A 19,724-nucleotide genomic window follows, 5' to 3' on the forward strand; every position below is an offset into this window, starting at 1 on the left:
TTTCCATCACACCCATGAAATCGTGGCCTATGTTGCTCAGCTCTGGAAGATTACCTTTAGCATTCCCGGCATGAATAAATGGCTACACCGTCAGGGTTTTTCTTATAAAAACTTGGTGGTGTTCCTCATAAATTCGATGCAGAGAAACAGCAACAATTTATTGAATATTATGAAAATCTTAAAGTTGCCGCGAAAGACGAACCTATCCCTGATATAGCGGATATCGCTGATGTCTAGAATTAACGACCATTTTCAGGTGCTAAAAACTGCATCTTGAAGTTTCTTGGGTATTTAGATAGATTTGTAAAGATAAAATAAAATGAGGTGATTTATGGAAGCATCTGAGGATTGCCAGTAAATATTATTGTAAACGATATGGTTGTTATGAGTTCATTTATTAGTTGAACCCTCGTGGTTATAAGAATTTTATCTTTGAAAAGGTAGAGGTGATTATTATGTATGACTCGAAAAAAAAGAATGGTGAACCAACAACAAAGAAGAAATTTGAAAGAAGTAATTATAGTCAATGGGATGACAGCATTAACCACTATGAAGACATGAATCGTGTCAGAATAAAAAATAGAAATGATATATTGACCACTGTTGATTATTTTGGTGAAAAAAGGAAGAGAATGCATACATTTGAATACCAGTCGGATATTAAACATGATACTAATTTTAATAATAAAAATAAGTCATTGTTTGAGTCTTTCGCTGCATCATTTGTTTTACAAAATCCATCTTTTTTTTAGGTGTAATAGATAAATTATCAAAAAAATTATTCAATATAATATCTAAGATCTATGAAAAAAATAATTTCCAAAGAAAACTGTACGATTTTATTGAAAAAGATACGAGTCCAGAGGGCCAATTTGGACGATTTACTCCAGGTAAAAATGAAATCTTAAATGTATTGCAAGGAAAATCGGATACTCCTCAATTATTTGTTAAAAAAATACTATTAATAAAGTCTTTGGGAGCTTTTATTATTGATTTTTCCTCAAAGGATATTGGAAATTATGATTTTATCTTTGATGGAAAAGGGATAGAAGTAAATGATATAATAGAAAAAAACAGACCAACTAATCTTTTTAAAGTTAGAGGAAGGAGCAATATTAAGAGCAGCCAATATCGTTCAGATATAGGTATTTTAGATACTCCAACCTTTGATAGTCTTACGGAAGAGCAAAAATCATTTTTAACCATTCCTGAACTTACAAAACGTAGACCACTATTTAGAACATTTACACATGAATTGGATGCTGAGGATAAAAGGGTTGTAGAGTCAGTGTTTGTTAACAGAACCTTTGATTGTGATTCTCCATTAATAGGATCCGTATCTGGTAGTACATCTTGTGTTTTAGTTGCTGCTGATATTTTATTCCCTGATATGACTATGGTGGAAAGGAAGAAATTAGCAATAGCAACCTTTGCATTTTTAGTTGGTGGAGGATACCATTCAGCAACTGAGGTGTTTGATGTTGCCTATCCTGGATTAGATTTGAATAAAGAAATAGAAGAGTTGATTGAGAATAACCCGATCCAAGAAAATGCTGGTGTGGCTACCTTACGGCAGCTTATCGGAAACAGCGGTTTTTAAGGACAATGATAGTGTTGCGTATATACCCAATGGATTTCAAGATGGATCGCGACGGCAAGGGTGCGAATCCCCGGGAGATATACCCAGGCCCTGTATTGCAGTTGTGGCTTTCTATGATTAAGAAATAAAACTCTGTAAGCGTCGTAGGATTATCAATAATCTGATTCAGCCTCCCATACAAGAGAGGCTGAATTAATATCGCTTTATTGGTGAGTAGGCGTCTATAACACCAGATCCAGAATGATGACGCCACATAAGCCAATTACCCAGGCAATAGTGGTTGGCATTGACCAGACGATCATTTGTTGTTTGACATCTTTAATTCCTATCATTCGGTTAACCACCCAGAATAGGCTGTCATTAAAGTAACTGAAGAATAGGGATCCTATGGTTGCCGCTTGTGCGGCAACCAGCATATTGATCCCCGGAATCTGACTAATAATCGGTGCGGAAATAGAAGCCGCGGTAATCATTGCTACGGTACCGGAACCTTGGATCAGTCGAACCAGGGTTGCAATAATAAATGGGATCAACACAGGTGTCAGAGGTAAATTCGCTATGTGTTGTGCCAAAATAGTGCCGGTTCCACTTTCGCGCAATACCGCCCCTAATGCACCACCAGCTCCCGTCACCAGCAAAATAATGCCGGCAGTTTGCAAACCTTCTTCCAGACGGTCAATCACTTCATGTTTGTTCGCTTTTGGCATCAGGGTATAAACTGCCAGCAATACACTTATCGCCAAGGCGATAACTGGCGCACCGAGGAAATCAAATGCCTGAAAGTATAAGTTGTTTTCTTGCCCAAAAAAAGTTTTGGTGCTCAATAACAGTCCATTAATGGCTTTAATGAAGATCAATACAATAGGAACGATAATCGGCATCAGAGAGAGAAATAGACCGGGTAGGGGTTTATTTACTTTTTCTTCTATATAGCGCTGATGGATTTCTTTCAGGTCCTCAGTTTCTGCTGTTTCATCAACTGGCTGAAATTCCGGATATTTTATGGCTAACCATTTGGCATAAAACACGATACCGATAACACAAGGAACAGCTAAAACCATGCCGGCCAGCATCATGGCGCCGATATCTACGCCAAAGATAGCGGCAACACCCAGTGGCCCCGGTGTTGGCGGGACGGCACTGTGGGTAACAACCAATCCACCGGCCAATGCGACGCCAAGCGTCAGCAGATTGCGTTTGCCTTTTTTCGCCAGGGCCTTAGCCAGTGGATAGAGGATAACGAAAGCGGAGTCGACAAAAATCGGAATGCTGACGATATAACCGGTGATCGCTAATGCCCACTCTTCGCGTTTTTTACCTAACCATTTGATAAAGCTGTAGGCTATCTGTTCAGCTGCGCCGGAAACTTCCAGCACCCGTCCCATCATGACCCCCAAACCGATGACGATACCAATACTGCCCAGTGTAGAGCCGAAACCTTTAGTCATGATATCGATGGTATTCGCGGCGGTTAAACCCCCGGAGATCCCGGCGATCACCGCTGCAATCAGCATTGCCAGTAGAGCATGAACACGAGTACGTAATACCAGAAAGATTAGGGTAAATACGGCTATACCCAGACCAATGACCGGAACGTAGAGCGCCATAATCAGCCTCCACTCAGGGACAGGTTATTGGCGATAAAAGCATGGATTATATCACTGAAAGCGCGATCAACCCGGAAACCGAGCGACAGCCCACGGTTGATATCAAAATTACCCGGCCAACCAGCGACAATGCGGTTAATGTTTTCATCTGGTTCGAAGCGGATCAGATCCACTGCTTTTTGCCCGGCAATTTCTGCCAGTGCATCAATCATGTCCTGAACGGTGACACTGATACCGGGTAAATTAACTGTGCGGGAAAGGCCAAATTTCTCTGCTGGGATTTGAGCGGCATGAATAAAGTTTCGGATCACCGTTTCAGGGCTGGAAAGCCATAAGGTGAGATCGCGGGAAACCGGGCAGATGCTGCTTTCGCCACGCAAAGGTTCACGGATAATGCCACTGGCAAAAGAGGATGCGGCTTTGTTTGGTTTTCCGGGGCGAACACTGATTGTCGGCAGGCGGAGTACCCGGCCATCCACATACCCTTTACGGGAATAGTCGTTAATCAGTAATTCACACATGGCTTTTTGTGTGCCGTAGGATGATTGAGGATTAACTGCGTTCTGTTCGGTGATAGTCGCCGGTAATTCTCCACCAAATACCGCAAGGGAACTGGTGAAAATAAACTTCAATTTTGGATTTCTGGCCCGTGCGATTGCCAATAAGTTTCGGGTGACATCGAAGTTAACTTGCAAACCTAGATCGAAATCATTTTCAGCATGGCTACTGACAATGGCGGCTAAATGAAATAATACGGCGCTGTTTTCATCAATCAACTTTTCTGCCGCATTTGCCTGAGTTAAATCCAGTGCCAGACACTGGACGCGAAGATCATTGACCGGTGAAACAGGGTGTTGAATATCGGTCAGTATTAGCTGATCGAAATTTAATTCCTGGTTGTTTTCTAGTAAAGCACTGGCGAGTTGCTGGCCCAGAAAACCTGCGCCGCCAGTGATTATCACTTTCATGTGACTCTCCTGTTCAATAGCCTTGGGGACTATTTGCTTGTAGGGTAGGAATTCTTATTTTTATACGTTGACGGTATGCAATATCAGGTTGTGCTCTCGTAATTGCTGCTGCACCTTTAACGGAAGTTGGCTATCACAGACAATGTCATCCAAACTCGAAAGCGGGCAGATACGAAACATACTGTATTTGCCATATTTATTGCTGTCGGAAACCAAAACTCGGCGGCGGGCGATTTCCAGTACTGCCTGTTTAACTAATACTTTTTCTTCATGCGGCGTGGAGACGCCATGCTCCAGATTCCATGAGCTGGTGCTAATAAAGGCGATATCCACATTCAGGCTGCGAAGCAGCATAGCTGCGGTGCGGCCAACACAAGAGTGATTCCTCTTATCGACTTGCCCCCCGGTATGAAACAGGTTCAACTGGGGTTTGTTCATCAGGTATTGGGTAATGGAAAAATCATTAGTGATAATAGTGAGGTTAAAACGTTCAGCCAGCACTTTAGCAATCTCAAACGTGGTGGTACCGGCATCAAGATAAACCACTTGTCCGTCTTCAACCATAGATACTGCGTATTGACCAATTTCCCGTTTATGCCGGTGATGAAGCCGGGCTTTTTCATTCCAGGGCAGTTCCTGACGTAAGACATCGCTAAGTTGCACGCCACCACTGACACTGATCACTTTTCCTTCTTCCTCCAGAGTGCGGATATCCCGCCGTACTGTCATATGCGAGACATTCATCAATTCAACCAGTGTATTGATAGAGATTGTCCGATATTCATGTACATAACGATAAATAAAGTCTCTGCGCTCTGATGGGAGCATGTTTTCTCCTGGTTATTTCTGTGCTTTGAGAAGCCAATCCAGACCGTCTTCAGTGTGGCCGGCGGGGTGATATTCGCAACCCAGCCACCCTTGATAACCCATGTCATCCAGTTTATTAAACAACCATGGGTAGTTTACCTCGCCGCTATCGGGTTCATGGCGTTCCGGCACAGAGGCAATTTGGATGTGGCTGAATTTTCCCCATAGGCGCTCAATGGTGTGCAATAAATCCCCTTCCACAATCTGGCAGTGGTATAGATCTAACTGGATAAAAACGTTTGGACGATCAATTTCTTTGAGCAATACTTCGGCCTGGTGTTGAGTTGTCAGAAAATAACCCGGCATATCACGGGTATTAATCGGTTCAATTAATATATTGATATTATGTTCTGCCATCACATCTGCGGAATGTTGAATATTTTTGATATAACACTCACGCTGTTGTTCCGGTGTAAACTGTTTATTCAGCTTTCCCGCCATAGCATGAACCTGGTTGCAGTTCAGCGTTACTGCGTATTTCAGGGCCGTTTGCACACCTTCCGCAAATTCTTTTTCACGTCCGGGAATAGAGGCGGTTCCTCTTTCGCCTGCCGCCCAGTTTCCGGCTGGCATGTTGAATAAAACTTGGGTTAATTGATGCTGTTTTAACAGGGCAGCAAGATCTTCTGCCGCTGCTTCGTAAGGAAACAGATATTCAACGCCTTTAAATCCGGCTTTGGCTGCGCGGGCAAAACGTTCTGTAAAAGGCACGTCTTTGAACATCATGCTCAAGTTTGCCGCAAATTTAGCCATGATCAATTCCTTGTTGGTTTACTCAGTCTTTTGGGTAACGCGTTTCAAGTTCTTGTACTTGTTTTTCATTTAGCGTCGTGAAACCGTGTGGTAATAATGTCAAATAGAGCCGGGCGGTATCTTCCAATTCTTCCGCGTTGAAAAAAGCTTGCCGTAAAGTTTCTCCGCTGACAACGGGTCCGTGGTTCGATAGCAGAATTGCGTTATGTTTTGCGGCCAGCTTCGCAATTTCTTCACCGATTCTTTTATCTCCTGGTGGTAGATATTTCACCAGCGGCAGTTCACCAATCCGCATGACATAGTAAGGTGTTATCGGCGGTAGACAGTTGCTGTTGTCCAGATTTGGCAGGCAGGAAAGGGCGGTTAACCAAGGGGAGTGCAGGTGCACCACCGCCTGACATTTGGGACGGTTGCGGTACATTGCCAGGTGCATGGAAACTTCTTTTGTGGGTTGGTCACCAGATAGCCAGTGACCTTCTGCATCCAGCTTGCTCAGGCGATCAATTTGCAAATCGCCAAAACTGGAGTTGGTCGGCGTAATGATGATCGTGCCATCTGCTAACTTAGCGCTGATATTACCGGTACCGCCACTACTATAACCTCGGTAAAACATTGAACGGGCCCATTCGACGAGTTCTGTCCGTAGCGCTTGTTCACACATGAAACATCTCCTGTGCACGCAGGAAGAAATCAATATCGCCGAAGTTACCTGATTTCAATGCCAGCCAATAATTGTGTTGTAAATCGTGTACCCAGGGTACGCCAGGAGCAATAGGGGCACCGATACTGAATTGTCGGCTGTTCAGACTTTGTACTATTTTACCGGCAGTTTCGCCGCCTGCGACAATAAATGTATTGAACCCTTGTTGATGCAGGCTTTTTACAACACTGGAGAATATGTTTTCGATTGCTTTACTGGCAATGGTTGTACCATGTTGTTGTTGGGTTTTCCGTAATATTTCCGGGGGTTGAGTCGTGTATAACATTGGCGCCAGGCTGTTTTCAGGTTGTTGAATAATCCACGTTACCAGTCGTTCGGCATACTGAGGATCATTGATGCATGAACTAATATCCAGGGCTTTGGCAGGAGCCCGTTTTTGGTATTGAGAAACTTGTTGGTGAGTCATAGCGGAGCAACTGCCGGAAAAGATTACGGTACGTCTATTCTGGGCTGGTGGTGTTGCGCCTTCTGGCTGGCGTGGTATCAATGGTTTTCCGGTATCTATGCTAGCAAGTGCAGCACCAAGACCGGAACCGCCAGTGACTAATTTCAGTTCTAAGGCAGCTCTGGCAGTAGGTAGCAGGTCATTCATGGTCATGGCGTCTGTTACCGCGTAACGTATGCCTTGTTGTTGTAAATTGTTTAGCCGATCGCGGATTGCCTGTTCCCCTTGATGAATACATGTCAGATCCACCAAATCTGCTTTTCCCTGGGCTTGTTGCTCTATCAGGCGTATCAGATTGGCATCTGTCATGGGAGTGACGGGATGGTGCTGCATACCACTTTCGTTAAGTAGTTGGCCGTTGACAAACAGATGCCCATGAATAACTGTCCGACCGTTGATAGGGAGGGCTGGGGAGATTAGCGTGATATCTGTTGTTAGTTCATCCATCAGAGCATCAGTTACCGGCCCGATATTGCCTTTGCTGGTGGAATCAAAAGTTGAGCAGTATTTGAAGAATATTTGCTGACAGCCTGCCTTCCGGCGTAGCCAGCGACAGGATTTCAGCGCGTTATTCACTGCCTCATCTACCGGACAGGAACGGCTTTTCAGGCTGATAACAATCGCATCAATATTTTGGGCGCCAATGTTCTGTGAAATGATGGTATTTTCATCAGGTGTATCAAGCAGCTGAACGACTCGCCAGCCACTTTGTACCATAAAACCTGCGATATCGGTTGCGCCGGTAAAGTCATCGGCAATAACGCCCAATTTAATGGTCATTATTTTCTCTCCGGCTAAGTGAGGTTAGATCAAACCCATATGTAGGAAATGCCTGCACGTATTAATGAACAGGCGATTCCCATTCCCCCAATCCTATAATTCTTATTTTTTGTGCTGACGGGTTCATGATGGTTCCCTAGTGTTGCTGTTATAATTTGTTATTCTTTATGATTATTTCACACGCTATTTCACAAATATACGACTACTATCACATTCGAGCACCCTATGTGTGAAGTTGATTTTTCTTATAATTATTTGATTTATAAGGTTTATGTTGGATTGTTGTGAAATGTTAACTTTCACATAAAGGTGTGATGAAAAATATGACTATGGATACATTTTGCTTTCGTCACCAGTCACCTCCGTAATGAGGAAGATATTGATCGGCCAGATTGCGTAAGGCAAGGTGTACGAGTTCTGTTTTATTCATCCCCGTAACGTTTACCAGCGTATTTACAGTTTTGTTTAAATATCAGGAAAATGTATTTGTGATGGTGGTGGGGGAAGGATTCGAACCTTCGAAGTCTGTGACGGCAGATTTACAGTCTGCTCCCTTTGGCCGCTCGGGAACCCCACCAGATTTTGAAAAGTATCACTGTTGCTTACAGCGGGCGGAATCATATCAAATGAACCGCCGCTGTAAAGTCTATATTTGAAAATAAGTTACCATATGCTGTTTTTTTGCCCCGAACGAGTCAGTTGTGAGCAATAAGCAAGGGATTCGATGCTACTAAAGAATGACCGTACGGTTGCCATAAACAAAAACCCGTTGGGCAAGTACCCAGTATAGAGCATGGCTCAGTACATTTTTTTCAACATCCCGGCCAGCTCTCATCATGTCTTCAGCTGTGTATGTGTGGTCTATGTTGATGACATTTTGAGTAATGATTGGACCTTCATCCAGATTATCATTCACGTAGTGGGCTGTCGCTCCTATGATTTTTACGCCTCTTTCATACGCTTGATGATAAGGGCGCGCCCCGATAAATGCAGGTAAGAAGGAGTGGTGAATATTAATAATCTGATTTGGGTAATGCTGAACAAATTCCGGTGTCAAGACACGCATGTATTTGGCGAGTACCACGTAATCAGGTTTGTATTGGTCGATTTGGGCAATCAGTTTTTCATCGTGTTGCTCACGGGCTAAACCTTCATGGCTGATTAAATGGAAAGGAATACCAAATTGTTCAACTAATGATTGTAATGTTGCGTGGTTGCCGATAACCGCAGCGATTTCAACATCAAGCCCATCGTAAGCGCTTTTCATCAGTAAATCCCCAAGGCAATGCGCTTCTTTTGTCACCATAATAACAATACGCCGCCGACCCGCAGTGTTTAATTCCCGTTGAGAACCCACCGGCAGCGCGTCATCTAAGTCAGCAAGGAATGTTTCATCGTTGAAAATTCCTTCAAGCTCAGTACGCATGAAAAAGCGGCCGGTATGATGATCGACGAATTCATTATTCTGAACGATATTCAGTTGGTGCTTGTAGCAGATATTAGTAATTTTGGCGATTAATCCTTTTGCATCAGGGCAAATAGTGCGCAGAATTTTCTTTTGTACATGTTGGTGTGGCATGAATGGGATGATCCTTAAATCTTTTTCACTTTTTTTCTGTGGTGTTTTTAACCACAACATTTTTTGTATTTTTTACCTGAACCACATGGACAGGGGCTATTACGGCCAGCTTGAGGTTTAACGCCGTCAATATAGTACCAACGGCGGTCTATACGAAGAAAACGTGAACGCTCATGAATAAGTTGTTTATCCTGGGCTTTTTGATCAAGAAAGCAAGTCGAAAATTCAACATAGGCTTCGTTGTCGTTTTTACCTTTTTCAGTTGCGATAACATTTAATCCGAGCCATTGGGTAGCAATAAAACTCTGCTCTATATCTGAACGCCACTTTTCAGCTTGGCAGTCAGGATGCCAACTGGCAATAAGATAATCAGCATTATGTTTTACATAGGCGCTGTATCTGGAACGCATCAAAGATTCGGCGTTGGGGGCAGGTTTTGTGTTTTTGAGATAGGCGGAACAGCAATCCGCAAAATCTATTCCACTGCCGCAAGGGCATAACTCTGTCAAAATAACTCCAATTGTAAAGGGTGAAATACCATTTTATGCATTTTCTATTGCAAAGAAACGTAAGAGAACAAATGATAGTCACTTTATTGAACTAATATGATTGATAGTACCTAAGAACAGGTGAAAGTCGCAATATTAAGCTAAGGGAGCGTGTTTATGGAAAAAGCACTGGCAGGCAAACAGATTCTGATTGTCGAGGATGAACCTGTTTTTAGTTCTTTGTTGGCTGGGTATTTGCGAACGTTGGGCGCTAAGGTATTGGTCGCATCTAATGGCGCTATTGCACTACAGGTATTGGGACGTGAAGCTCATATTGAACTTATTTTATGTGATTTAGATATGCCGGTTATGAATGGCATTGAATTTGTTGCGAAATTGACTAATGAGGGGATTAATATTCCAGTTATCATTATTTCAGCAACTAACAAGATGGCAGAAGTTGATGAAGTGCTTCGTTTAGGTGCAAAAGATGTTTTATTAAAATCTGTTGCAGATCTAAATGAGATAAAAAAAACAGTGCTGGCCTATTTACATCCAACTGTTTTTATGTCTGGTGCAATTGAGCAGAATAACTTGAATAAAGATTGGTTAACACTGAAACATAATTCAGATGAAGCATTAAATATGCTTAAGCAGTTACAACCCCCGGTTTCTCAGGTGATTGCTCACTGTAAAGTTAATTACCGAAAATTAAATATGATTGATAAACCAGGATTAATTCTCGATATGGCTGCGTTATCTGACAATGAATTAGCTTTTTATTGTCTGGATATCAGCCGTTCAACCGAGTATGGTGTGATTTCAGCATTATTACTCAGAGTCGTATTTAACAGTTTGTTACAAGAGCATATCACCCATCATTCCCGGCGTTTACCCAGTATGTCAGGTATTCTAAACAGGATTAATAATTTGTTGGAAGATGCAGGATTACAAGGACAATTTCCATTGCTGCTTGGGTATTATCATACAATCAATAAAACGGTTCTGCTTACTTCTGCGGGGTTACATGCCAGTATTAAGTCGGGTAATCACCAAATCCAATTAGATAGTGGTGTTCCTCTTGGGACATTGAGAACAATTTGTTCGAACCAGGTTTGTTCTCATAGTGCTGAATGGCAATGTCGGATTTGGAATACAGATAGTCAAATAAAATTGATGCTTTCTTCAATATATTCCGGGTGAATACTACCAAGGTGGGATTTTGTTTAAAGTAGATATTAAACACCAAGTCACGGTGATGTAATTAAACAGAATGGCGCTGTTTATCGGATAGAATTAGCTGGTATACTCGGTTCATTCTGCTTGGGATCTACCAGGCTATTTTATTTGTCGTTCTTTAGTGCAAAGAGTGAATTTAGCACGGCGCAGATAAAAGCGATAACTTTTGAGTGCACTATTCATGTGACCAGAAAGGCGGGCAAAGCGATGTGTTCTGTGTATGCGTCGGTTTTTGTATGCTGTCTGTATTCTCGATTTATTGACAAGAATAGTCTGCAATTAATGACGCCTTATTGGAATAGATTCTTAAAGGGCCAGCACTGATTTTGGGCTGAAGACGGATTTGTTTCAGCCAAAAAACATTAGGAGAAAAGATTAATGCCATCAGTAAGTAAAATAGTAAAGAAAGCCGTTATTCCCGTCGCGGGATTGGGAACAAGGATGTTACCCGCTACGAAAGCAATTCCTAAAGAGATGCTGCCCTTAGTGGATAAACCTCTTATTCAGTATGTTGTTAATGAATGTATTGCCGCTGGCATTAATGAAATTATCCTGGTGACTCATTCATCAAAAAATTCAATTGAAAACCATTTCGATACCAGTTTCGAGCTGGAGGCTATCCTTGAGCAAAGGGTGAAACGTCAGCTACTGGATGAAGTTCAATCTATTTGTCCAAATCACGTCACTATTATGCAGACTCGTCAGGGAATTGCTAAAGGATTAGGCCATGCGGTGTTATGTGCTAAGCCTTTAATTGGCGATGAGCCTTTTGCGGTGATACTCCCTGACGTTATTCTTGATGAGTACAGTACAGACTTGACTAAATATAATCTGAGCGAGATGTTGGTTCGTTATAATGAAACGGGAGCCAGCCAGATATTAGTAGAACCTGTACCGCATGAAGATGTTGCCAGTTATGGTATTGTCGATTGCCAGGGAGAAAATCTGCAACCCGGAGACAGTAAACCTATCAGGCGTGTGGTTGAAAAACCTGAACCAAAAGAAGCGCCGTCAAACCTTTCTATTGTTGGTCGTTATGTGTTGTCTGAAAAAATTTGGCCATTATTGGCAAAAACAGCGCCAGGTGCCGGAGATGAAATTCAACTTACCGATGCTATTGCTATGTTAATGGAAAAAGAATCCGTGGAAGCTTATCACTTGCGGGGGGTAAGCCATGATTGTGGTAATAAGCTCGGCTATATGCAGGCGTTTGTCCAATATGGTATGAAACATCATGTTTTAGGCAAAGAGTTTACTGATTGGCTGGTGGCTTTGCAGGGTCAAGCTAAAGAATAATCTTGTGGAAATTTTAGGTATCATATGAAAGTTACGGTATTTGGTATTGGCTATGTTGGTTTGGTTCAGGCTACGGTTTTGGCTGAAGTTGGGCATGATGTCCTTTGTATTGATATAGATGAAAAGAAAGTTGAAAATCTGAAAAATGGTCAAGTCCCCATTTTTGAGCCTGGTTTAGCGCCACTGGTTAAGAAGAATTATGAAGAAGGCCGTCTGAATTTTAGCACTGATGCAAAAGCCGGTGTTGCTCACGGTAAGTTACAGTTTATTGCGGTAGGTACGCCTCCCGATGAAGATGGTTCAGCGGATTTGAAGTATGTCTCCGCCGTTGCCCGTACTATTGCGGAGTACATGGATAGCTATAAAGTTATTATTGATAAATCTACGGTTCCTGTTGGTACAGCAGATAAAGTTAATGCGGTTGTCAATGAGACTCTGCGTAAACGCAATATTGATATCCCATTTGATGTGGTTTCTAACCCGGAGTTTCTTAAAGAAGGGGCCGCTGTTGCAGATTGTATGCGCCCTGAGCGGATTATTATTGGGTGTGACAACGACAGAGTCGTTGACCTGATGCGTGAGTTGTATGAGCCATTTAACCGTAATCATGATCGTATGATTGTGATGGATATCCGCAGTGCAGAACTGACGAAATATGCCGCGAACTGTATGTTGGCAACGAAAATCAGTTTCATGAATGAGATCGCGAACTTAGCTGAAATGCTGGGAGCGGATATTGAGCATGTTCGTCAGGGAATAGGTTCTGATTCCCGTATTGGCTATCATTTTATCTATCCAGGCTGTGGTTATGGTGGCTCATGTTTTCCGAAAGATGTGCAGGCGTTAATTCGTACCGCAGAGCAAATTGGCTATCAACCCAAGATTCTTCATGCTGTAGAACAAGTGAATGAACTGCAAAAGAGCAAATTACCTTCTTTTGTCAAACGCCATTTCGGGGAGGATTTATCCAGAAAGACGTTTGCGGTCTGGGGATTATCGTTCAAACCGAATACTGATGATATGCGTGAAGCGTCAAGTCGTGTTTTGATGGAAACGTTGTGGCAGGCAGGAGCTAAGATACAGGCTTACGATCCTGAGGCCATGCAGGAAGCTCAGCGTATTTATGGTCAACGTGATGATTTATCATTGATGGGGACTAAGGAAGCGGCGCTGAATGGGGCAGATGCCCTGATTATCTGTACTGAATGGAAAAGTTTCCGTGCGCCGGATTTTGATGTCATCAAAGAGTCTCTCAGGACGCCAGTTATCTTTGACGGACGGAATCTCTATGATCCTGAACGCCTGCAATCCCGTGGTTTTACTTATTATGGGATTGGTCGTGGCGCATCCATTAACCCAGTTATCTGAGTAATACGATGAAATTCTTAGTGACAGGTGCTGCTGGTTTTATTGGTTTTCATGTGAGCCAGCGATTATTGAAAATGGGGCATGAGGTTGTGGGTATTGACAACCTTAATGACTATTATGATGTGAATCTTAAACAAGCACGGTTAGATCTATTATTTGATAAGCCGGGTTTTAAATTTGAAAAGCTGGATTTAGCTGACAGAATAGCCATTTTCGATCTTTTTGTGCGGCATCAATTCCAGCGGGTTATCCATCTGGGAGCTCAGGCTGGTGTTCGCTATTCGTTGCAAAACCCAATGGCTTACATTGATTCGAATATCGTCGGGCATATCAATATCCTGGAGGGTTGTCGTCATAATAATATTGAACATTTATTATATTCTTCTTCTAGTTCTGTTTATGGGTTAAATAGAAAGCAACCGTTTTCGACAAACGATTCAGTTGATCACCCAATTTCACTATATGCGGCAACTAAAAAATCAGATGAATTAATGTCTCATTGTTACTCTCATCTTTATCAGTTGCCAACGACAGGCTTGCGATTTTTCACCGTATATGGCCCGTGGGGACGTCCTGATATGGCTTTATTTAAGTTCACTAAAGCGATGTTATTAGGGCAGCCTATTGATGTTTATAACTACGGCAACATGGTTAGAGACTTTACTTATATAGATGATATCGTTGAATCAATAATCAGGTTGCAAGACATCATTCCTGCATCAAATGAGAGCTGGATTGTTGAGGATGGGCAAATATCTGCCAGTTCTGCTCCTTACTGTATTTATAATATTGGTAATGGTCAACCGACTAGACTAGGTGATTTTATTGAGGCGATAGAAGAGTCATTAGGCATTCAGGCTAAGAAAAACTTTATGCCCATTCAAGATGGTGATGTTCTATCGACCTGTGCTGATTCAAGTGACCTTTTTCAAAAAATAGGATTTGCCCCCAATACGCCGCTAAAGCATGGCGTGAAGCAGTTTGTAGAGTGGTATTTGAATTTCTATCATCAATCCAAATAAGAAAAAGGAGCCATTGGCTCCTTTTCTATTGAATCACTGACAGCGACAAGAGAAGTAAATAACTATACCTGATTGGTTATTAATTTGCCTTAGCATTGGCTAAGTCAGTAACCAGCTAGCGTTGCTTCACAACAAAGAAATGACACTACAGGTTGTTACTTGATTAAATGCCTGCCAATGATGTTTAAGCTCATATAACAGGCATTAATCCGTTTGTCAGTTAAACCGTTTATATAATAAAAATACCCTTGTAAGAGGGTATTTTTATAATTAAATCAATTCAAAAACAATATGTTAGAGCAAGAAGCTTTCCAGAGTTTTTCCTTCGTCTTCAATTGCTTTTTTGATAACAGCAGGCGTACGTCCCTGACCAGTCCAGGTTTTAGTTTCACCGTTTGTATCAACATATTGGTATTTAGCTGGACGCGCAGGACGTTTTGTTTTACCAGCAGATTTGCCGGCGCTCATTGTCTGAAGCAATTCGCTTGGATCAATTCCTTGTTCAAGAATCATTTTACGAACTTCTTCCAATTTACGTGAACGTTCCTCTAATTCAGCTTTTACCTGACTTTCTTCTTCACGACGCTCTTCAACAGCGACGGTCAGTTTTTCAAGTATTTCTTCTAAGAACTCAAGTTCACATTCTCTTGCTTGAGCTCGTAAAGTACGGATGTTATTTAGGGTTTTTAAATCGCTCATTGTCCTGGTCTCAAATTATAATGATGATGACTGATGTGGATATAATAATAGAATGCTATTTTATTTTCTGCAATAGTCAATTTCTCATATTCGGATAAAATGACTCTTTTTTTTAAACGTAATTTCTTTACAAAAGTTATATAGCGCTTTTTATACAGCTATTTTGATTGTCATTCCACAATAACATGTTCAGGGTACCTTTAACAAAGGGAGCCTGATTATCTCTCTAATTTATAAACCAAGCATATACTAAATCGGTAAGTAATTTTAACTGTTTCTTATCATACCCGCTAAGGCAGAATAATACTAAGTTAAAAAAAACTTATGACTAATCCATGAGTTATCGCCGATTTTCTGTGACTATTTTCTGGAAGTAAGTCACGCACCTTATTAATTTGTATACAATATGCAACAAATCAGTATGGCTTTCATTTCTTAATTTAAAGATGAACATTTGTCGTTCAAATGCGCTTTATTCCCCATTTGATGTGATCAGGGTCATGAATCATTAAGACATCACTAAGCTAAATATTTCTGTATATCAATCGGTAAAGCTTACTGAGATGGATAATCACCACTAAAGTTTATGATAAACTCATCTGACTATATGGTTTTATAAATTTTGTTAAGAGGCAGGGCCGATGGCTCAACTTTATTTTTATTACTCCGCAATGAACGCTGGAAAATCGACATCACTGTTGCAATCCTCTTATAACTATAATGAGAGAGGGATGAGAACGTTGATTTTTACCGCAGAAATTGATACCCGGTTTGGGAAAGGAAAAGTCAGTTCTCGTATTGGATTATCTGCTGATGCATTTCTGTTTAGCCAACAGACAGATATTGGTGAGTTAATCAGAAATGAAAATATGCAGGAAAAAGTGCATTGTGTGCTGATTGATGAGTGTCAGTTTCTCACAAAAGCGCAGGTTGAACAGCTATGTAAAGTGACTGACTACGATAATATTCCGGTTCTTTGCTATGGGCTGAGAACGGATTTCAGCGGGGAGCTTTTTAGTGGTAGTCAGTATCTGCTGGCGTGGGCTGATAAGCTGGTTGAGCTGAAAACTATCTGTCATTGTGGGCGCAAGGCAAGCCGTGTGTTACGTTTTGATGGCGAAGGTGTGGCCATTTATGATGGCGAACAGGTCGATATTGGCGGTAATGAGAAATATGTGTCTGTTTGCCGTAAACACTATATGGATGCTATCAGTAAGGCTAAGGAAAGACGAAGATAAGTATACAATTTATACTGCTGTCTGTTGTAAAGTTTCTTGAAGCCATTTGAGGGCTTGGATTAACATTGAGAAAAATGGGGCAGAGGTAAAGTTAAAGGGGGCTTATATTTGCCCCCTTTAAGTGGTTTAAATCAGTTAACAGGCGTTTTTTTCCGGAGGTTCTGGTGTTACCTCTGTTTCTGTGAATTCACGTCCATAGAATGAATCCAGCAATAATTGTTTCAGCTCAGAAATCAGAGGGTAGCGTGGGTTAGCGCCAGTACATTGGTCGTCGAAGGCATCTTCAGATAACTTATCAATTTTCGCTAGGAAGTCGGCTTCCTGAACACCGGCTTCGCGGATAGATGTTGGGATACCCAGTGTCGATTTCATCTCTTCCAGCCATGCCAGCAGTTTTTCGATTTTTGCCGCCGTATGATCGCCGGCCGCAGACAAACCAAGATGATCCGCAATTTCAGCATAACGACGGCGGGCTTGCGGGCGGTCATATTGGCTGAATGCAGTCTGTTTGGTTGGGTTATCGTTAGCGTTATAGCGGATAACGTTACAAATCAGCAGCGCGTTAGCAAGGCCATGTGGAATATGAAACTCAGAACCCAATTTATGCGCCATAGAGTGACATACCCCCAGGAAAGCATTAGCAAATGCAATACCCGCAATAGTTGCAGCATTATGAACCCGTTCACGGGCGATTGGGTTCGTGGCGCCTTCGTGATAACTGGCTGGGAGGAACTCTTTCAGCAGTTTTAGCGCTTGCAGTGCTTGTCCGTCAGAGTATTCGTTTGCCAGGACCGATACGTAAGCTTCCAGGGAATGGGTGATTGCATCCAGACCACCAAAAGCACACAGTGATTTAGGCAGATTCATCACCAGGTTGGCATCAACGATAGCCATATCCGGCGTCAGAGCATAATCAGCCAGTGGATATTTCTGACCGGTTGCATCATCAGTGACAACGGCGAAGGGCGTCACTTCAGAGCCTGTACCGGAAGTTGTGGTAATCGCCACCATTTTCGCTTTAACCCCCATTTTGGGGAATCGATAGATGCGTTTACGGATATCCATAAACCGCAGGGCTAATTCTTCGAAATGCGTTTCAGGGTGTTCATACATCACCCACATAATTTTGGCCGCATCCATTGGAGAACCACCACCCAGGGCAATAATGATATCTGGCTTGAATGAGTGCATTTGTTCTGCGCCTTTACGCACAATGCTTAGCGTTGGGTCTGCTTCAACTTCAAAGAAAACTTCAGTTTCTATCCCGTGGGATTTCAGCACATCAGTGACTTGATCAGCATAGCCATTATTGAATAAGAAACGGTCTGTTACGATGAAAGCACGCTTTGCGCCATCAGTTGCGACTTCTTCTAATGCGATAGGCAGTGAACCGCGGCGGAAGTAAATTGATTTCGGAAGTTTATGCCACAGCATATTTTCTGCCCTTTTCGCCACAGTTTTGGTGTTGATAAGATGTTTTGGTCCTACGTTTTCAGAGATGGAGTTTCCTCCCCATGAACCGCAACCCAGTGTCAGAGATGGGGCGAGTTTGAAATTATAGAGATCACCGATTCCCCCCTGAGATGCGGGTGTATTCACCAGAATACGGGCTGTTTTCATTTTATCGCCGAAGTATTTGATTCGTGCCGCTTGATTATCTTGGTCGGTATACAGGCAGGATGTGTGACCAATTCCCCCCATTTCAACCAGTTTTTCTGCTTTCTCTACCGCATCTTCAAAATTGTTGCCACGATACATTGCGAGTAATGGCGACAGTTTTTCGTGGGCAAAAGGCTCTGCTTTATCAATCAGATTGACTTCTCCAATCAGGATCTTGGTTCTTTCCGGAACATGAAAACCTGCCATTTCGGCAATTTTTGCTGCGGGTTGACCAACAATCTCCGCATTTAGGTTACCGTTTTTCAGGATGATATCTTGAACAGCTTTCAGTTCCTTGCCTTGTAACAGATAACCTCCATGAGTAAAGAAACGTTTACGCACCTGATCATAAACAGAATCCACTACGATAACGGACTGTTCTGAAGCACAGATAACGCCGTTGTCGAAAGTTTTGGACATCAGAATAGAGGCTACCGCACGTTTAATATCCGCTGATTCGTCGATGACGACCGGTGTGTTACCCGCACCAACGCCGATTGCCGGCTTACCAGAGCTGTATGCCGCTGTTACCATACCAGGGCCGCCGGTCGCTAGGATCAGGTTGATATCCTGGTGGTGCATCAATGCATTGGAAAGCTCAACAGATGGCTCATCAATCCAGCCAATAATATCTTTTGGCGCACCAGCTTCAACCGCAGCACACAGAACCAATTCAGCTGCTTTATTGGTTGCTTTTTTAGCGCGTGGATGGGGTGAGAAAATAATACCGTTACGGGTTTTCAGGCTGATCAGAGCCTTAAAAATAGCGGTGGATGTTGGGTTAGTCGTTGGCACGATACCGCAGATTAAGCCAATAGGTTCGGCGATAGTGATGGTGCCGAATGTTTTGTCTTCAGACAAAATGCCGCAGGTTTTCTCATCTTTATAAGCGTTATAGATGTATTCGGAAGCGAAATGGTTTTTGATCACTTTGTCTTCGACAATCCCCATCCCTGATTCCACCACGGCTAATTTTGCTAAAGGGATGCGTGCGTCTGCTGCTGCAAGGGCCGCTGCACGGAAGATCTTGTCAACTTGCTCCTGAGAAAAATTGGCAAATTCACGTTGTGCTTTTTTAACCCGGGCAACCAGCTCGTTCAGTTCAGTAATATGAGTTACAGTCATAAAGAAGTACTCCTGGAAAATATTAAAAATCTTTTAATATCAATAAATAAGAGTTTTGTGGACTATTTAGCTTGGTGATTTTATGATGGCTACAGATTACCATTTGGTATTAAATAGATATTGATCTTAATCACATAAATCTCAAGCTGATTCCTTTCAGCTTGGCTGAGTGATCATTATTATGAGTTGGGTGATAAAAGCGTTAATCAGGTTGAGTTTTAATCTAATGAAAAAATCTGGTTAACGATTTGTTATATAAGACATTTTAAA

At 42.3% G+C, this 19,724-nt stretch carries 17 protein-coding genes, 1 tRNA gene and 1 pseudogene; 8 read left to right on the plus strand and 11 right to left on the minus strand.

From position 1 onward, the window contains the following. The 3 genes and pseudogenes from ABR397_RS06130 to ABR397_RS06140 form a co-directional block, all read left to right on the plus strand. Positions 1-207, plus strand: a pseudogene (locus ABR397_RS06130) (helix-turn-helix domain-containing protein); the annotation flags it as partial. A 248-nt stretch (positions 208-455) separates the two neighbouring features. Then, positions 456-752, plus strand: coding sequence for a hypothetical protein (locus ABR397_RS06135; protein ID WP_350304932.1), 297 nt, complete (start codon positions 456-458; stop codon positions 750-752). Between the two features lie 161 nt (positions 753-913). Continuing rightward, complete coding sequence (locus tag ABR397_RS06140) at positions 914-1,600, plus strand: hypothetical protein (protein WP_350304933.1); 687 nt, start codon at positions 914-916, stop codon at positions 1,598-1,600. Positions 1,601-1,821: 221 nt separating this feature from the next. Here the strand turns inward: ABR397_RS06140 and ABR397_RS06145 are convergent, their stop codons facing one another. The 9 genes from ABR397_RS06145 to ABR397_RS06185 all read right to left on the minus strand — a co-directional run bounded on the left by ABR397_RS06145 (position 1,822) and on the right by ABR397_RS06185 (position 9,829). Next, positions 1,822-3,207 carry a GntP family permease gene (locus ABR397_RS06145; RefSeq protein WP_350304934.1) on the minus strand — a complete coding sequence of 462 codons (1,386 nt, stop codon included), beginning with the start codon at positions 3,205-3,207 and terminating at the stop codon, positions 1,822-1,824. Between the two features lie 2 nt (positions 3,208-3,209). Continuing rightward, complete coding sequence (gene denD, locus ABR397_RS06150) at positions 3,210-4,175, minus strand: D-erythronate dehydrogenase (RefSeq protein WP_350304935.1); 966 nt, start codon at positions 4,173-4,175, stop codon at positions 3,210-3,212. A gap of 60 nt (positions 4,176-4,235) precedes the next feature. Next, entirely contained in the window at positions 4,236-5,003 is a 768-nt protein-coding gene (locus tag ABR397_RS06155) for a DeoR/GlpR family DNA-binding transcription regulator (RefSeq protein ID WP_350304936.1), read from the minus strand. Positions 5,004-5,015: 12 nt separating this feature from the next. Then, positions 5,016-5,795 (minus strand): 2-oxo-tetronate isomerase, encoded by a 780-nt coding sequence (otnI, locus tag ABR397_RS06160; protein ID WP_350304937.1) that lies wholly within the window; start codon positions 5,793-5,795, stop codon positions 5,016-5,018. A gap of 22 nt (positions 5,796-5,817) precedes the next feature. Then, on the minus strand, positions 5,818-6,456 hold the full coding sequence (otnC, locus tag ABR397_RS06165; RefSeq protein WP_350304938.1) for a 3-oxo-tetronate 4-phosphate decarboxylase: 639 nt from the start codon (positions 6,454-6,456) through the stop codon (positions 5,818-5,820). Next, entirely contained in the window at positions 6,449-7,741 is a 1,293-nt protein-coding gene (gene otnK, locus ABR397_RS06170; RefSeq protein ID WP_350304939.1) for a 3-oxo-tetronate kinase, read from the minus strand. The genes otnC and otnK overlap by 8 nt, the downstream gene beginning before the upstream one ends. Before the next feature lie 492 nt (positions 7,742-8,233). Then, positions 8,234-8,318 (minus strand) — tRNA-Tyr (locus tag ABR397_RS06175). Positions 8,319-8,471: 153 nt separating this feature from the next. Beyond that, complete coding sequence (purU, locus tag ABR397_RS06180; protein ID WP_350304940.1) at positions 8,472-9,320, minus strand: formyltetrahydrofolate deformylase; 849 nt, start codon at positions 9,318-9,320, stop codon at positions 8,472-8,474. 47 nt (positions 9,321-9,367) lie between these two features. After that, positions 9,368-9,829, minus strand: coding sequence for a YchJ family protein (locus tag ABR397_RS06185; RefSeq protein ID WP_350304941.1), 462 nt, complete (start codon positions 9,827-9,829; stop codon positions 9,368-9,370). Positions 9,830-9,985: 156 nt separating this feature from the next. Here ABR397_RS06185 and rssB point away from each other — a divergent pair, with 156 nt between their 5' ends. The 4 genes from rssB to ABR397_RS06205 all read left to right on the plus strand — a co-directional run bounded on the left by rssB (position 9,986) and on the right by ABR397_RS06205 (position 14,733). Beyond that, positions 9,986-11,011, plus strand: a complete 1,026-nt coding sequence (gene rssB / locus ABR397_RS06190) for a two-component system response regulator RssB (protein WP_350304942.1) — start codon at positions 9,986-9,988, stop codon at positions 11,009-11,011. A 414-nt stretch (positions 11,012-11,425) separates the two neighbouring features. Next, positions 11,426-12,343, plus strand: coding sequence for a UTP--glucose-1-phosphate uridylyltransferase GalU (gene galU / locus ABR397_RS06195; protein WP_350304943.1), 918 nt, complete (start codon positions 11,426-11,428; stop codon positions 12,341-12,343). A gap of 24 nt (positions 12,344-12,367) precedes the next feature. Then, on the plus strand, positions 12,368-13,711 hold the full coding sequence (locus ABR397_RS06200) for a UDP-glucose dehydrogenase family protein (protein ID WP_350304944.1): 1,344 nt from the start codon (positions 12,368-12,370) through the stop codon (positions 13,709-13,711). Between the two features lie 8 nt (positions 13,712-13,719). Continuing rightward, positions 13,720-14,733, plus strand: coding sequence for an NAD-dependent epimerase (locus ABR397_RS06205; RefSeq protein ID WP_350304945.1), 1,014 nt, complete (start codon positions 13,720-13,722; stop codon positions 14,731-14,733). 294 nt (positions 14,734-15,027) lie between these two features. Here the strand turns inward: ABR397_RS06205 and hns are convergent, their stop codons facing one another. Beyond that, on the minus strand, positions 15,028-15,432 hold the full coding sequence (gene hns / locus ABR397_RS06210) for a histone-like nucleoid-structuring protein H-NS (protein WP_021325507.1): 405 nt from the start codon (positions 15,430-15,432) through the stop codon (positions 15,028-15,030). Between the two features lie 641 nt (positions 15,433-16,073). Between hns and ABR397_RS06215 the strand changes: the two genes are divergently transcribed. Then, entirely contained in the window at positions 16,074-16,670 is a 597-nt protein-coding gene (locus tag ABR397_RS06215) for a thymidine kinase (RefSeq protein WP_350304946.1), read from the plus strand. A 135-nt stretch (positions 16,671-16,805) separates the two neighbouring features. Here the strand turns inward: ABR397_RS06215 and adhE are convergent, their stop codons facing one another. Beyond that, positions 16,806-19,454, minus strand: coding sequence for a bifunctional acetaldehyde-CoA/alcohol dehydrogenase (gene adhE, locus ABR397_RS06220; RefSeq protein ID WP_350304947.1), 2,649 nt, complete (start codon positions 19,452-19,454; stop codon positions 16,806-16,808). Positions 19,455-19,724: the final 270 nt, after the last annotated feature.

The organism is Photorhabdus viridis (assembly GCF_040256935.1).
GTDB lineage: Bacteria > Pseudomonadota > Gammaproteobacteria > Enterobacterales > Enterobacteriaceae > Photorhabdus > Photorhabdus viridis.